Origin of the sequence: Pseudoalteromonas aquimarina (genome assembly GCF_049257255.1) — a bacterium.
Taxonomy (GTDB): Bacteria; Pseudomonadota; Gammaproteobacteria; order Enterobacterales; family Alteromonadaceae; genus Pseudoalteromonas.
In genome coordinates, this window is record NZ_JBMMUG010000003.1 from 266387 (window position 1) to 282348 (window position 15962).

Sequence of the window (15962 nt, forward strand, 5' to 3'; positions counted from 1 at the left end):
GCTTCTTCCTTTTTTAACAAGAGTATTTACTTGTGCTAAGCCTAGTTAATAAACTAAATTAATTGAAATTATAAAATTTTAGAAAATCTATAATTTAAAATTATGATGTTAAATAACATATGGTTAAAAACTTATATCACGCTAGTTGAGACAAAAAGTTTTACTAAAACCGCAGATTTATTAGCAATGACACAACCGGGTGTTAGCCAACATTTGCAAAAGTTAGAGAGTTATTGCGGCCAAGCCTTAATAAAGCGCTATGGCAAAGCATTTGAAATTACCGAGCAAGGAAAGTTGGTATATGACTATGCGTTGTCGACGTTTAAGGGGCAGATTGATTTACTCGAGCAACTTAGCTTTGATGATAAACACCGTGGTATCTGCCGTATTGCATGCTCTGGCGCAAATGCATTATCTCTGTATGAAAAGCTTATTGCACTACAAGTTAAGTTGCCAAACCTGGTGTGCGAGCTTGAAATTGCACCAAACGAACGTATTTTAGAGCACATTCAGCAAGGCTCAATTGATTTAGGCATTGTTAACCACTATTCAGCTGATAAAGGGTTTTCAGCAACGCGCTTAAGTCATGAAAAAATTTCTGTGGTGATGGCAAAAGCTTGGCAAGGTACGATTACATCGTTTGATGATTTATGCCAACGCGGGTTTATTAATCACCCAGATGGCAAGCATTACCTAAGTATGGTGTTTACTCAGCTTAATAAACATCCTAGCAGTATTGAATTTATGCCAATTAGCGGCTATATCAACCAGCTAAATCAAATCCTGTTACCAGTATCAAAAGGGTTGGGATTTACCGTTTTACCGCAAGTAGCAATTGCACATTCACCTTTTAAAGACGTGCTTTGTGAATTTGAATTACCTAAACCAATTTCACAGCCAAGGTATTTAGTTAAAAAATACCAGCGAGACTTACCTGCTCGTTTCGATTTAGTCATGGATTTGATAAGTGAGCATTTTGACGGTTCAACCGATGTATTATGAAAGTAACAGGGAAATGATCTCGTGCATTACCGGTAATACCGATAACACCAATAGACCAGCCATGGATAAATTAAATATGCGCCTGTGGCTTTGGCTATTGAGTGCGTTTTGCAGCATAGAGCCAAATAACAACCACACACCAACACAGGGAAACGACACAATAAAAAATGTCAGTGAAATAATAAGTTGCTGAGTTAATAAGTCGTCACCGCTTGAGGTAAACGCTGCTATGGCACCTGTTGCAACAATCCATGCTTTGGCATTTACCCATTGAAACAGCGCACCTTTCATAAACGAAAAAGGCGTTGCTTGACGGCTCTTTTCAACACCTGAACTGCTACTTGCAATAAGCCAGGCTAAATAAAGTAAATAGCCAACGCCCACGCATTTAATAATGAAATGCAAGGTGGGGTAAAGGGCAAAAAGCTGGGCAAAACCAAACCCTACAACCAGCAGCATTAAACTAAAACCAATACAAATTCCTAACAACAGTGGCAAGCTTTTTTGAACACCAAAATTTACCCCAGAAGTCATCACCATAATATTGTTAGGACCCGGTGTAACCGATGATGAAATTGCAAAAAGCGTCACTGCCAGCAAATAATCCATGTAAATTCCTTAAAATGACTTTGCGTGAGTTAAGCGCTTATTTTGCTCACGAGTACGCAAATATAAATAAAGTGGTAAGCCACATGACACGCCCACACATAATGTGCCCACAAGCGCTAAGTACCAATACGCAACTTTATTTGTTTTTGCATCGACAATAATAAACACAATTAAGGTAATTGCGGCGATTAACACATCAAGCCAAGCGAATAGGCTAATGGGATTGGCCGTTGCCGATTCAACAAATAAAGGTAGATTTGCGCCATTTTCAATGACCCAAGGAAGAAACGCACCATAAGGAATAATGCTGCCTAAAAGTGCAGCTGCGAGATAAAAATACTTCATATTATGTTGAACATCCATTTCATGTTTTGTGCGATAACCAATATTAGCCAAGGCGCATTTTGCGTTACAGGTTAATTTATAGGTTGCCAATGCTCAATTGAACAATTCTTATTCATTTATCGCAAGTTAAAATTTTTTATGAAATCGTGATAATTTTGTGAGATTTCGGTGATGGCATTGAGAACTTTGTTTTTCATAGTGAAAGGGTCAAAAACAACCGAGAACAAATTATGAAGACACAAATCCTTTCACTTTTTGCTACTAGTGCACTTCTTGCAGCGGGCAATGCAAATGCTGCAGATATAGATGTAAAAATTACTAACTTAACCCAAGGCATTTATTTCACGCCGTTACTTGTTACGGCGCATTCGAGCGATGCCATGTTATATAAATTAGGTGAAGCGGCTTCACCTGAACTGCAAGCAATGGCTGAAGGCGGCAGTTTAGATGGGCTTGTTGCTATGGTAAATGGTATTGGTGCAGATACCATGGCAAACCCAGCGGGTGGTTTACTTGCCCCAGCCATGAGTACCATGACCAACTTAATGACAACCGACGGCAATACCCAATTATCAATTGTCGGTATGATGCTACCAACCAATGATGGCTTTGTTGGCCTAAATAGCTGGAGTATTCCAAGCGAAGTGGGTACTTACACCATTTATTTAAATGCCTACGATGCGGGCACAGAAGCCAATAATGAGTTAGTAAAAAATGGATCTGGCGCACCGGGTGAGCTTGGTATTCCTGCGTCTCCTGGGGTAGCTCCTGGCGAAAATGGCACAGGCGTTACCACTAGCGAAGAGAATAAAATGGTCCATGTTCACCGTGGAAGCCTTGGAGATGACAATGCTTATGGTGGTAGTAGTGACTTACATAACACAGTTCACCGCTGGTTAAACCCAGTTGCGAAAGTAACAGTCACTGTGAAGTAATTGGGGGTCATTATGAGACTTAGTAAAATTTTGATCCCAGCAGCATGTTTAGCGCTTGTTGCCTGTGGAGACGACGATAACGACAAAATGACGGTTGAGCCACCAGTAGTCACGCCGCCAACCACAATGACCTATGAATTTATGGTAACTGCTGTGAATTTAACGCAGGCACAACCGATGTCGCCGCTAGGCAGTGCTTTACATACCTCTGGTCAATTTTGGCAAATTGGTGAAATAGCATCTGAGCCACTCGAAGTACTGGCTGAATCCGGTGATAACTCGGGCCTTTTGGCATTAGATGTGGTGAACGCAAGCACATCAAGTGACGCAGTATTAATGCCGGGGCAAAAAGTTGAGCTAATGCTCACAAGCGAGATGCTGGAAGGTCAAAAATTATCATTAATTTCGATGATGGTGAATACAAATGATGGCTTTACCGGTCTTAATGCCATAGATGTTTCTTCAATGAGTGTAGGGGATATGCAGTACTATAAAACCTTTGCTTATGATGCGGGCACAGAAGCCAACTCTGAAGCGCCAGGTACCATACCGGGGCCTGCTGACGGAGGTGAAGGCTTTAACAGTGCACGCGAAGAAATAAATAAAGTTGCGATGCATCCTGGGGTTGTTGGACAAGATGATGGGCTGAGTACTTCGGTATTAACCAGCCTTCACAAATTCGACAACCCGCTATTGGCTGTCACCGTAACACGCGTTAAATAGGCCGGCGATTTGTTTTACACCTTAGCAAGGCGTGTGAAAACACCCACATTGTATTTGCACGCCAACTAAGGATTGCCTTGTTGTTGTCATCGTCGGCCTATCTTATTTCTCTAATAAGCAGAGGTGTGATGATGCAACACTCGGTACTGATTGTTGAAGATGATCAAGATATTGCGGGGTTACTTCAGGTTCATTTAAATGAACTTAACTTGCATGTCGATCATGTTACAACTGGTGAAGCGGCACTGGCCCAATTAGCAAAGCAAGATTATCAAATTATCTTACTGGATATAATGTTACCCACAGTAGACGGGCTAACCTTATGCCGCGAAATAAAAACCAAAATGCCCGAGGTGAGCGTGGTACTACTCACATCTAAAAGCAGTGAAATGGATCGGATTATCGGCCTAGAAATGGGCGCAGACGACTATATTTGCAAACCGTTTAGTTATCGTGAATTTCAAGCGCGTATCAAAACGCAAATTAGGCACATCCGCTTATTGCAGCAAAGCCAAGCACAGAGCATGCAAAACAGCGAGCAGCCGCAGATTCTTAACTTTGGTGCCCTACACATCGACCCCTTTAGTCATGAAGTGCGTTTTCAAGGGGAAGACTTACCGCTTACCGCAACCGAGTTTGACTTAATGGTGTTTTTTGCAAAACACCCAAATCAAGTGTTTTCAAGAAGCCAATTATTAGAGTCAGTTTGGGGCTACGACCATAGTGGCTATGAACATACCGTAAACTCACATATCAATAGGCTGCGAGGCAAGCTAGAAAAGCATGCTAAACAACACGTTATTGAAACGGTTTGGGGCGTGGGTTACAAACTCAATGCCAAGTCTTTGGCTGTTGCTGCACTATGAAAAACTCGCTGTATACCAAGCTCTCACTTACATTAGCGAGCATATTTATTCTTACTGCCAGCCTTTTTTTATGGTGGACACAAAACGTATCGCAAGTAAGCCGTGCACAGGCAGAGCAAGCGCTGCATTTGGGTTTGGCCGAACATTTAGCCAATGATAATCCACTGTTAAAACAAGGAGTATACGATTACAAGGCATTAGAGAATTTATTCCATACCTTAATGGTACTTGGCCCTGCGTTTGAGTTTTATTTTGTTGACCCGAGTGGAAAGTTACTGACGTTTTCAGCCAAACCAGGGCAAGTTAAACGCCAGTTTATCGACTTAGCGCCGCTTGTTACCTTAATTGAAGATCAATCTAATTTACCCATTTACGGTGATGATCCGCGCAATTTTGACCACAAAAAGATTTTTTCAGTGGCCCCTGTGTATAACGGCGATACTCTACAAGGTTACTTGTACGTGATTATTGGCTCGTCGATTTATGATTCTATTTTTGCGTCGATTAAAAGCTCAGAGCAAATTCTAGTAAGCAGTATTTGGTTAGTACTAGGTTTAGGTTTTTTGCTTTTTAGCATGCTGGTGGTATTTCGCACTATTACTAAACCACTCAGAACCTTAAGTAGTTTTATTCAAAAAGTAGATAAAACCGAATTTGATATTTCAGAATTGCCTTTATTAGATTGGCCAGAACAAAATAATGAAATCCATCAATTAGGTGCGGCGGTCAATCGCATGCTTATCACCATCAATCGGCAAATGATGCAGCTAACAGCACTTGATGAGCAGCGCCGAGAACTACTTGCGCATTTATCTCACGATTTACGCACGCCACTTGCCTCACTGCAAGGCTATTTAGAGTTACTCAATAAAGAAACGCCCAATGCTAATGAAAAAGCTGCACATTATTTAAATGTAACGCTTAAAAATTGCGGCCAATTAAAAGCCTTGATCGATCAAATTTTTGAACTCGCTCATCTTGAATCCGGCCAAACCAATATTAATCTGGAAGTATTCAACTTAGGTGAGCTGATTTACGATGTGATGGCAAAATTCGCCCTACGCGCTGAAAAAGCAGGCATTCAATTAAAAGTGCATCCAAAAGAATGCGATTTTAGTGTTTATTCAGACATCGCAAAATTAGAGCGTATTTTAACCAATCTAATCGAAAATGCGCTGCGTCATACTAATCAAGGTGGAACGATCAGTATCAAGGTTGTTTTAGAGTCGCAGCAGTACAAAATTGTTGTTGCCGATACCGGCGTGGGTATTAGCGGCGAAGATTTACCCTATATTTTTGAAGCGCGATACCGTGCAAGTAACAGTTTAGGCTGTAAAAAATCGCACGCAGGGCTAGGGCTTGCAATAACAAACCGTTTAATTCAGCTGATTAAATCCGACATCAAAGTAAAAAGTGAACTTGGTAAAGGCACTGAATTCGCATTTACTTTACGCCCTTCCAAACCGGTTTAATGTTCGTCAGGTATTAGTGGAACACGGATGTTCGCTAATTAGCCCTTAATTATTAAAACAATTATGCAACTCTTAAAACGGGTATGTTAGAGTTCCACCTCTTGAATTTAAAGGATTTAAATATGAAGTTGTCCATTTTTGTTAGCTTATTTTCAATGGTGCTACTACCTTTTACTGCTTTTACTAAAGAAATTGAAAATAAACCAATAACTGTACTGAAAACCAATAACAAACCATTCAATACTAGTTATGGTACGAACGACAATCATGGCTGGGCATTCATTAATTATACTGTTGATGCAGAAGCTAAACTTACTGGTTTTGAAATTATTAACTCGTCTGATTTTAGAGAAATGGAAAAAGATGTAGCTAAATTTCTATCTAATTTAGAGTTTTCGCCTGCTTTAGTTTCAGGAAAGCCAACCTCAGCTAGCAAAAACTATTTTTTTCGATTGAAGTTTCACCGTAAAAAAACTACTCACAGTCAAGTTTCAAGACAATTTTATAAAGATTACGAGATGATCCAATCATTCCTCGATTCAAAAGATCTTAAAAATGCTGAGGCTGAACTCGAAAATATTGCAGAACATAGAGTAAAAAACTGGGTTGAACAAGCTATGTATTATTGGCAACAATCTCAACTCCATTTCTATAAAAATGATTGGCAGAATTACGGAAATTATATGGATGATGTGCTTAGTTTAAGTGAATATTTACCTGAACCAATTTCCGTACCTGCACTGCAAAATGCAATTGAATGGTATGTGCATGATAAAGACTATCCAAGAGCAAGGTTAGCTTTAAAACGATTAGAACAAGTTGAAAACGTCGTACTTGATGATAAGACTAAGCAAGAGTACACATTGCTTATTGAAAACCCCATCAATGATGAATCTGAAATTAAAGTTGAAAAACGACTTGATAAAGGAAATGTTTTTTTTAGAAAACTTGTTAGAAATAGTGCGGTAATAGAACTTAAAAAAGGCAGTTTTACCCAAGCTCAACTTCGCTGTGCGAATGGTTTAGCGAAACCATTAAAAAATAAGGATAGTTATATATTTGAAAGAAACTCCGTTAAAAACTGTCATATTTTACTTCGAACTGATGAACCAACAAATTTTATTTTGACTCAAAAGTCTTAGTTAGTAAATGAAAGTTACTTGATTTAACATTAAGTTGTATTTCAACAACGGCTTTAACATTAGTTTTGAGAGCTTAATTAATCAAGATGTGATTATTGTTCAGCTTATTATTTTAAAAATATGCAAAGAAGAAATGGCTTTACCTTAATTGAATTGATTTTAGTGATTGTTGTACTCGGCGTGTTAGCCGTTGTCGCTGCGCCTAAATTCCTTTCACTTAATCGCGACGCAAATATTGCAACCCTTAAACAAGTGGCTGCTGGTTTAGATCAGCTTACCGATGGCATTTACGCTAAAGCAGTGATGCAACATAAACATAAAGTTAGCAATGAATCCGTTATCGTTAATGGGGTTACCGTTAATACCTATTTTGGTGCGCCGCAAGAAATCTGGAATAACGCGTTGGGCGATTTAATGGACGGAGATTTCAGTTATGTGGGCAATGGGTATTTTGATTTAGGTGCAAGTTTAGTTGCGAGCTATAACTGCCAAGAGCGCTTGTGTGTGATAGATCAAACCCCAGCATCTTATGTAAATAGCAGTATTCAGGGCTGGGGATTATTTATATTCCCTAAAGGCTACAGCCTACAAGACGAATGCTATGCCTATTACGCTTTTGCTGAAAATGGCAGCCAAGTTACCAGTAAAGTAGCCTCTACTGTTGATACTGGCTGCTAGTTTAATTGCTTATTTGTGAAAACTTCCTCCTATTTAGCATGATTTTATGACGGGGATAAGGTGTTTAATTAAGCGCTAATGGATTAAACGCGGCTGAACTATTTCAATCAGGTACACGTATAGATATCTCATAGTTTGCAATACGTTCGGTTTGAAATAGTGCTCAATACTCTTTATTGGTTTACCCATGATTTACGCTTAAGTGATAACGCTGCGCTTGAATATGCGCTGAAAAACAGTGAACAAATCGCTTTTGTCTATGTGCTTGATCCCAGTACGAAAATTGCCAATAACTATCACAGCCAACTGCTTGGCGATCATCAAACGCGATTTATCTTAAATGCCTTACAAGAACTTGCCGATGAACTTAATGCCATTGGGCATCAGTTGATTGTGTTAGAGGGCAAGCCGCAAGCTGTTGTAAGTGAGCTTATAGAAGCTCATGCGATTACTGAGTTGGTGGTTGCAGAGCAAGTGGGTGAATACGAAAGACGACAAGTCCTTCACTTAAAAAACACATTTCCTAAAGTGAATGTTGTGCAGTTTTGGCAACATACACTATTCACACAGCATCAAATTGACAAGTTTGATTGTATGTCGGGCAGTTTTAGTAAATTTCGCAATAAAGTTGAAAAAAATTCTTTAGACGTTGCTAAACCAACACTATCAGAAAGCACACTTTTACCCGAACATTTACCTAAGCCAATCAAAATTGAAAACAACTTTGTTTTATTGAAATGGTTTGAAAGCATCGATACATCCTATTTATTGCCAAATGAAATGCCTTTTTTTGCAGGGGAACATGCGGGAAAGTATCACTTGGTGAGTTATCTAAATAGTGGCGCGGTAAAAACTTACAAAGAAACCCGCAATGAGTTAGATGGCTGGCACAACTCGACAAAATTCAGCCCCTATTTAGCGATTGGTAATTTATCGCCAAGGCAAATTTGTCATGCGGTATTACAATATGAGCATTCAGATGGCGCCAACGAATCAACCTATTGGATCAAGTTTGAACTGTTATGGCGTGAGTACTTTCAGTGGCTGAGTGTAAAATTAGGCGAGCGACTTTATGCGTTTTCAGGCCTCAGTGATACCAAACCACTCACTAGCTTTTTTGCCGAGCGGTATCAAAAATGGTGTAGCGGTAATACACCTTATCCGTTAGTTAATGCACTTATGAAGCAACTTAACGCTACCGGTTATATGTCAAATCGCGGCAGGCAAATTGCGGCAAGTTGTTTTGTAAATGAGTTACAGCTTGATTGGCGCTATGGTGCTGCTTATTTTCAACAACAGCTGATTGATTTTGATGTGGCATCAAATTGGGGTAATTGGCAGTACATTGCAGGCGTTGGTGTTGATCCGCGCGGCGGGCGGCATTTCAATATTGAAAAGCAAACCGAGCTGTTTGATGTAAACGGCAAATTTATTCGAAAGTGGCAAGGCACAGCGGTTGGCTCTTTGCTTGATGCCAATGATGCAGCAGATTGGCCAATTTTAAGCGATGTAACTTAAATGAGCATTGCAGTTGTTTGGTTAAAACGCGACCTCCGCCTGTCTGATCACGCGCCACTGCTTGAAGCTTCAAAAACAGGGTTGCCAGTATTATTGGTGTACTGTTTTGAAGACATCTTGCTTGACGATGCACACTATTCTGAGCGCCATTGGCGATTTGTCTCACAGTCACTGCGCGATATGGCAAACAAGTTGCCAAAAGGCGCTTTGTATGTCGCAAAAGGTGACGCTCTAGCGGTACATCAAGCGCTTAATCTTAAATACGATATTTCGCAGGTGTTTTCACATCAAGAAATTGGCCTTGATAACACTTTTTCGCGAGATAAAGCGTTTTCTACTTGGTGCAAAAGCAATCAAGTCATCTGGCATGAAGCCCCTTTAGGGGCGGTGCAACGGGGTTTAAGTCATCGCATTCATTGGGATGAAAACTGGCAGCAAGTAATGCGTGCCCCTTGTTTGAATCTTGATTTAAACACGGTTAACTGGTTTAAAAATAATGATTTCGAATGCCAGTTAGCACACTTTGAAACGCGCTTTCAAAATATTCAGGGGCAGTTTCAAAATGGCGGCGAAAGCGAAGCATTTAATGTGCTTAACGACTTTTTTACCGCTCGCGGTAAAGTGTATGCATTTAACCTTTCAAGCCCAAGTTTAAGTCAAATTTATTGCTCGCGATTATCGCCGTATTTGGCGTGGGGCAATATTAGTTTGCGACAAGTGTATCAAACGGTACTCATTCACTGGCAAGTTCCCGGCTGGCGTAGAAGCCTTGTTGCTTTTACATCGCGACTTCATTGGCATTGCCACTTTATTCAGAAATTTGAAAGCGAATGCGAGATGGAGTTTCGCCACGTTAACAAAGGGTATGACGACTTACCGCGGGTGACTGGTGGCTTAGCAGAGCAAAGATTACATGCTTGGAAAACGGGGCAAACTGGTATTCCAATGGTTGATGCCTGTATGCGCTGCCTAATTGAAACTGGCTATATAAATTTTCGCATGCGCGCTATGTTAGTGAGTTTTTTGTGTCATCACCTAGAGCTTGATTGGCGTGCAGGTGTAGCGCATCTTGCCAGTTTATTTTTAGATTTTGAGCCAGGTATTCATTACAGCCAGTTTCAAATGCAAGCGGGTGTGACTGGCATTAATACCATTCGCATTTATAGCCCCGTAAAGCAAGGGGAAGAAAAAGACGAAAAGGGCGACTTTGTTAGAAAGTGGGTGCCTGAACTTCGCGAAGTACCTGCACCATTGATCCACAGCCCATGGCAGCTATCACAAATGGAACAAATGATGTATGGCTTTACATTGGGTGAAGATTATCCTGAGCCGATTGTTGATGTAAAACAAAGCTATAAAGATGCACAAGCGTTACTTTGGTTATGGCGTAAAAAGCCAAAAGTCGTGATTGAAAGTAAGCGGTTACTTAATCGCCATGTTAGGCCAAATTAGTGAAAAAATCAGCACTACCTACAAAAATATGCCAAGTGTGTGAACGCCCCTTTACATGGCGTAAAAAGTGGCAGCGAGATTGGCATAATGTGAAATACTGCTCAAAACGCTGTGCGGGTAACCGACAAAAAGGAAAGAATAATGACCAGTGAGCTTCGATTAATTTTGGGCGATCAGCTCAATGCACAGCATTCTTGGTTTAAAGAAAAGTCGCACAATGTGACGTATCTGATTGCAGAGCTACATCAAGAAGCAAGTTACACCACCCATCACATTCAAAAAGTATCGGCGTTTTTTGCGGCAATGCAGGCATTTGCCAGCGCACTAGAAAAAGCTGGCCATAAGGTGATTTACTTAACTTTAGACGACACACAAAAGTACGCTGATTTACCCGACTTATTAAATCATCTAATCAAACAGTACGGTATTCGTTCTTTTTGCTATCAACTGCCAGATGAGTACCGTTTACGTGCCCAGCTAACTGATTATTGTAAAAGCCTTTCTATCGACTACAAGGTATTTGATACCGAGCATTTTTACTTGGCTGATAATCAATTAGCCAGTTATTTCAAGCAAGGTAAAAAACACCGGTTAGAGCATTTTTATCGCAAAATGCGCGTGGAGTTTAATGTATTGATGAATGGAGAGGAACCACTTACGGGGCAGTGGAATTTCGATAGTCAAAACCGCAATAAGTTAAAAGCCTCTGATCTTGCCGATATTCCTGAGCCACTAGTATTTGCTAATGATGTCACTGACATTCTGGCGCGCATCGAAAGACATGGCATAAAAACCATGGGTAAAGCAGACAAACAATTGCTCTGGCCAATTAATCGCAGTCAAGCAAATCAACTATTAGCCTTTTTTTGCAAATACTTATTACCAAAATTTGGTCAATTTCAAGATGCAATGACAGGCAAACTTATTGAGTTTGGCGAGGACAAAGGCTGGAGTTTATATCACTCTCGATTATCGTTTGCCATTAATGCAAAAATGATAAGCCCTCATAGCGTAGTGAATGCTGCCATAGAAGCCTTTGAACAAAACGACGACATAGACATTGCCCAGGTAGAAGGCTTTGTAAGGCAAATTTTAGGCTGGCGTGAATTTGTGCGCGGTATTTATTGGGCAAATATGCCCAATTACGCATCGCTCAATGCCCTTGATGCGAACTTGCCACTGCCAAGTTGGTTTTGGAGTGGAAACACCAAAATGCGCTGCCTGTCTCATGCGATTACGCAATCACTTGATTTTGCTTACGCTCATCATATTCAACGCTTAATGGTAACGGGTAACTTTTGCTTAATAGCAGGTATTCACCCTGATGAGGTTGATGACTGGTATTTAGGCATTTACATCGATGCACTTGAGTGGGTTGAAATGCCAAATACCCGTGGGATGAGCCAGTTTGCCGATGGCGGTATTGTTGGTTCAAAAGCCTATGCGGCAAGTGGTAATTACATTAAAAAAATGAGCGATTATTGCAGTGATTGCCATTATAAAGTAGCAAACACAGTGGGGGATGATGCTTGCCCGCTTAATTCTCTTTATTGGCAATTTATGGATAAACATAAAGACAGCTTTACCAATAATCCACGCACTAAAATGGTGTTAAGTAACTGGCTAAAAAAACCAGAAGATGAGCGCGATAAGGTGCTCAGTCGCGCGAATTTTTTACTGCAAAATCTTGAAGATTTGTAATCGATTACTTGTGGTTAAGCGTATAGCAAAGCAAATGATTTTTAGGCAAATGCAATGATAAAACACATAACTCAAGATGATATTAAAGCGATGGAACAGCGCAAACGCGCTCGGTTAATTAATAGCTTATCAGGCTTTAAAAGTGCGAATTTAATTGGTAGCCAAAACGCATCGGGTATAACAAATCTGGCGATCGTCAGCTCAGTATTTCATTTAGGTGCAGATCCTGCGCTAATAGGTATGATCATCCGCCCAGATACCGTACCTAGAGACACGTTAAGCAATATAAAAGCAACGGGTGTGTACACCATTAATCACGTAAATTCTCTTATTTGGCAACAAGCCCACCAAACATCGGCGCGTTATGACGAAAGTGAATCTGAGTTTGAAAAAGTAGCGCTGACAGAGCAGTTTGAAAAAGGCATAAATGCGCCATTTGTCGGTGAATCACAAGCCAAATTTGCCCTTAAATTACGTGAAATAAAACCGCTCGAAATTAACGGCACGGTATTGGTCATTGGGGAAATAACCCATATTATTGTGCCACAAATCGCACTTTGCAAAGACGGTTACATTGATATTGAAGCGCTTGATACCGTGGCAATTTCAGGCCTTGATTGCTACCACACAACCGAGCGATTGGGGCGATTAAGTTATGCTAAGCCAAATACAAAGCCACAGTTATTGAACATTGAAGGTGAGGTTTGCTAGTCACATTGGTTTAACCGATTCCATAAAAAAGCCCTACTTATTGTGAGTAGGGCTTTTGCTTTAAGGAAAGAACAATTAGAACACGAGATCCACACCAAAAGTGACAAGATCAGCATCATAATCACTTAAATCATCTTCAAAATGGGTGTACTCCACTTTAAAGGCTGCAGATGGGTGGAAGTCGTACCTTACTGTAAATGAATATGCATTCGACTTTGCCGCTTGCGATGCAAGGGCAAAATTAGTGGCATCTTGCAGATACAGAGGTGGATTTGTGCCAGGTACTACAACTGGAATTTGAATACCCCCAGGCCCTGTGATACTTCGAGGTACTTGATTGAATTGGTCGCTTGAGTTTTTATCGTCATTGCCTTCATACGTTGCACTTAATGTAATTGAATCCATGCGATAGCCAACAGACACATAATATTGGGTTTGTTTAGCTAAAATGCTGTTATCAATTTCAAATTGTGTGTATTCAGCGTCGAATAAAAAATCGTTGTAATCAATTCCAATACCAACAGCGGCAAAGTATGCATCATCTTCTTCAATAGCTAAATTACTATACTGTTCGTTTAAGCCATAGGCTTGTAAGCCATTGAAGAGCCCTGTTAGCTCATTACTACCACTCACATCAATCGTTGCTTCAGAGATAAAATAAGCAACACGTCCTGTAAGCCAACCGTTTGACAAACTCCAATTGATACCCAAAGTGTCTTTAAGTTTTGCGGCATCAGAGTTAGTGACGGCTGTAATATCGGTATCAACAGAGCCAGCCATCAATTGTAAACTACTGTCTAGTTCACCAATGGTTGAGTTATGCAAATAGCTTAACCCTTCATAAGTTGAAAAAGACAAGTTATACACAGATTGAGGTGGTCTAACCCAGCGGTAGGCGTAACCTACATCAAGAAAATCAGAATAGCGGTAAAATGGAATGCGCATTTTACCTGCGCTTAATTGCGCATTTTCAGATACTTCATAAGTAAGATAAGCCCACTCAAATTCAGCATTAAAATCTTCACTGCCACGAGCAATCAATTGTGCAGTTGCAGATAATCCTTCACTCACATCAGCACTGACTTGCACAGCAAACAGACTATCATTTTGCCAGTCCAGTTCATCTGTGTAGTTGTAAAGTGAATCACTGCTATTGAGTGTTTGTCCACCATAAATTGAAGCAAAGCCATTTATTCGAACATCTGCGTAACTAGGTGCAGCCGCAGTTGTAAGTAACAATGAAGCAAATAGGTAGCGATTTTTCTTCATAACTTCACCTCGTTAAAAAGATTGAACAACCTTAACACTGCCGTCGGCACTGCCTTGTGTCACAAATCCGATAAGATTTGGATTACTAGCAACAAGGCTTACAACCTCAGCATCATTTGCAGCTTCTTTTGGTGGGGTACCTTTACCGGTAAATACCAGTTTTGACCAATAAGCCTTTAATTGACTTGATGATTTGCTAAGTACATTTTGATTAAATTCATCAGTGACAGGGTTGCCATCGGCCTGAGTGATAGGCAGGGCTTTTGAGCCATCGGCAAATGATTTTGTTTTGCCCGTGAAGATTTTTTTAATTTCGCCTGCATCAATTGCATTTGCATTTGATGGATGAACAATAACATCAACTGCGGCACTTAATGACCAAGACGAAAACATAAATAGTGTTAAAATAATTAATTTTTTCATTACGTTACCCTCAATTAAAATACCATGTCAACGCCAATAGTAATGGCTTTACTATCACCAGCAACTGCAAGTTCATACGAATTGTCTTCAACATCATCGTACTGAATTTTAAATGCCGCGTTAGAGTGGAAATCCCAACGAACACCAAATGATGTGGTGTTATGATTTTCGCCATCAACACCATCTTTTTGGTCAAAGGTAGAATATGAAACAAAAGGAGTGAATGAGTCGATACGGTAACCAAGTGTGATCATGGCTGTATCAAGGTTACCATCAAGGTCTAAACGATTAAGCTCACTTAAAACAAAGAAATTACCAAAATCAGCGTTAACCGCTAAGCCATAAAAATTGCCATCGCGCTCATCTTTACCATCCCACATTGAAGGTTCACCATCAATATAACGTTGATTGGTATAGGTCATTGCGGTAGCCCTAATTTCAAGCCAATCGTTACTGGTTTGAATAACGCCGCCAAGAATATCTTTCCAGATTTCACGGGTTGTTGCACCAAAGAAAAAGTCTGAAAGCAGTTTATTTTCTTTATCGTCTTCGCGACCCATATAGATATTTCCAGACAGTGACCAATCACCTATCGAGCCCGTGTAAAGAGCATTTACCCCGTTATAATTGAAGATTTGCCAGGTATAGTTATCTGCTGGTGCACGCATCCATACGTAGGCGTAACCTACATCGTAAAAATCAGAGTAGTAAAACAGAGGTAAGCGTTTTTTACCTGCTTGCACTGTCCAATTTTCATTGATTTCATACGATAAATAGGCCCACTCAAACTCCGCATTAAAGTCATCTGCGCCACGGGCAACAATTTGAGCTGTTGCGCTTAACCCCTCACTGACATCCGCAGTGACTTGTAAGCCAAATAAAGATTCGGGTTTAAACGTGATGTCTTCGTTATATACGCTCACAATGGGATAGTCAGCGAGAAAGGTTGGTTCATTAATACCGTAGTGAGGAACACCTGTGCCACTTAGTACTTTGCCTGCATTTATGCTAGTAAAACCAGAGATATTAACATCTGAAAAGCTTGGAAAAGCCGCAAAACACAATGCACAACCTAATAAAACTTTATTGTTCATAACTGTTTCCTAAATTGCTTAA

The 15962-nt window shown here is 40.3% G+C and carries 17 protein-coding genes; 12 read left to right on the forward strand and 5 right to left on the reverse strand.

All coding sequences use genetic code 11. The features are described 5' to 3' along the window. Positions 1-102: 102 nt before the first annotated feature. The gene (locus AAEU29_RS09180; RefSeq protein ID WP_421973036.1) at positions 103-1002 is read left to right on the forward strand and encodes a LysR family transcriptional regulator; all 900 of its coding nucleotides are present in this window, start codon (positions 103-105) and stop codon (positions 1000-1002) included. Here AAEU29_RS09180 and AAEU29_RS09185 read toward each other — a convergent pair. Together AAEU29_RS09185 and AAEU29_RS09190 are read right to left on the reverse strand one after the other, a co-directional pair. Continuing rightward, positions 997-1611, reverse strand: a complete 615-nt coding sequence (locus tag AAEU29_RS09185) for a LysE family translocator (RefSeq protein ID WP_421973037.1) — start codon at positions 1609-1611, stop codon at positions 997-999. The two genes, AAEU29_RS09180 and AAEU29_RS09185, sit on opposite strands and share 6 nt — an antisense overlap. Positions 1612-1620: 9 nt before the next feature. After that, entirely contained in the window at positions 1621-1956 is a 336-nt protein-coding gene (locus AAEU29_RS09190; protein WP_421973038.1) for a DUF2834 domain-containing protein, read from the reverse strand. Positions 1957-2186: 230 nt separating this feature from the next. On the opposite strand from AAEU29_RS09190, the gene AAEU29_RS09195 reads away from it, so the two are divergent. From AAEU29_RS09195 to AAEU29_RS09245, 11 genes are all read left to right on the forward strand, one after another. After that, complete coding sequence (locus AAEU29_RS09195) at positions 2187-2891, forward strand: spondin domain-containing protein (RefSeq protein ID WP_421973039.1); 705 nt, start codon at positions 2187-2189, stop codon at positions 2889-2891. A gap of 12 nt (positions 2892-2903) precedes the next feature. After that, positions 2904-3614 carry a spondin domain-containing protein gene (locus AAEU29_RS09200; protein WP_421973040.1) on the forward strand — a complete coding sequence of 237 codons (711 nt, stop codon included), beginning with the start codon at positions 2904-2906 and terminating at the stop codon, positions 3612-3614. A gap of 128 nt (positions 3615-3742) precedes the next feature. Continuing rightward, a complete protein-coding gene (locus AAEU29_RS09205; protein WP_394224856.1) occupies positions 3743-4480 on the forward strand; it encodes a response regulator transcription factor in 738 nt (245 codons plus the stop codon). Further along, positions 4477-5952, forward strand: a complete 1476-nt coding sequence (locus AAEU29_RS09210) for a sensor histidine kinase (protein WP_421973041.1) — start codon at positions 4477-4479, stop codon at positions 5950-5952. Before AAEU29_RS09205 ends, AAEU29_RS09210 begins: the two co-directional genes overlap by 4 nt. A gap of 122 nt (positions 5953-6074) precedes the next feature. Continuing rightward, positions 6075-7094, forward strand: coding sequence for an energy transducer TonB (locus AAEU29_RS09215; protein ID WP_421973042.1), 1020 nt, complete (start codon positions 6075-6077; stop codon positions 7092-7094). A 120-nt stretch (positions 7095-7214) separates the two neighbouring features. Beyond that, a complete protein-coding gene (locus AAEU29_RS09220) occupies positions 7215-7772 on the forward strand; it encodes a prepilin-type N-terminal cleavage/methylation domain-containing protein (RefSeq protein WP_421973043.1) in 558 nt (185 codons plus the stop codon). Between the two features lie 159 nt (positions 7773-7931). Continuing rightward, complete coding sequence (locus AAEU29_RS09225) at positions 7932-9290, forward strand: DASH family cryptochrome (RefSeq protein WP_421973044.1); 1359 nt, start codon at positions 7932-7934, stop codon at positions 9288-9290. Further along, positions 9291-10742 carry a cryptochrome/deoxyribodipyrimidine photo-lyase family protein gene (locus AAEU29_RS09230; RefSeq protein WP_421973045.1) on the forward strand — a complete coding sequence of 484 codons (1452 nt, stop codon included), beginning with the start codon at positions 9291-9293 and terminating at the stop codon, positions 10740-10742. After that, positions 10742-10894 carry a DUF2256 domain-containing protein gene (locus AAEU29_RS09235; protein WP_421973046.1) on the forward strand — a complete coding sequence of 51 codons (153 nt, stop codon included), beginning with the start codon at positions 10742-10744 and terminating at the stop codon, positions 10892-10894. Before AAEU29_RS09230 ends, AAEU29_RS09235 begins: the two co-directional genes overlap by 1 nt. Next, positions 10884-12443 carry a cryptochrome/photolyase family protein gene (locus tag AAEU29_RS09240; protein WP_421973047.1) on the forward strand — a complete coding sequence of 520 codons (1560 nt, stop codon included), beginning with the start codon at positions 10884-10886 and terminating at the stop codon, positions 12441-12443. The genes AAEU29_RS09235 and AAEU29_RS09240 overlap by 11 nt, the downstream gene beginning before the upstream one ends. Before the next feature lie 54 nt (positions 12444-12497). Continuing rightward, the gene (locus AAEU29_RS09245; RefSeq protein WP_421973048.1) at positions 12498-13154 is read left to right on the forward strand and encodes a flavin reductase family protein; all 657 of its coding nucleotides are present in this window, start codon (positions 12498-12500) and stop codon (positions 13152-13154) included. A gap of 75 nt (positions 13155-13229) precedes the next feature. Here the strand turns inward: AAEU29_RS09245 and AAEU29_RS09250 are convergent, their stop codons facing one another. Genes AAEU29_RS09250 through AAEU29_RS09260 form a run of 3 tightly spaced genes read right to left on the reverse strand, consistent with a single transcriptional unit; the run spans position 13230 to position 15940 of the window. Next, positions 13230-14423 (reverse strand): porin, encoded by a 1194-nt coding sequence (locus tag AAEU29_RS09250; protein ID WP_421973049.1) that lies wholly within the window; start codon positions 14421-14423, stop codon positions 13230-13232. A 12-nt stretch (positions 14424-14435) separates the two neighbouring features. Next, a complete protein-coding gene (locus tag AAEU29_RS09255; RefSeq protein ID WP_421973050.1) occupies positions 14436-14846 on the reverse strand; it encodes a type 2 periplasmic-binding domain-containing protein in 411 nt (136 codons plus the stop codon). Between the two features lie 14 nt (positions 14847-14860). Further along, the gene (locus AAEU29_RS09260; protein ID WP_421973051.1) at positions 14861-15940 is read right to left on the reverse strand and encodes a porin; all 1080 of its coding nucleotides are present in this window, start codon (positions 15938-15940) and stop codon (positions 14861-14863) included. Positions 15941-15962 lie beyond the last annotated feature (22 nt).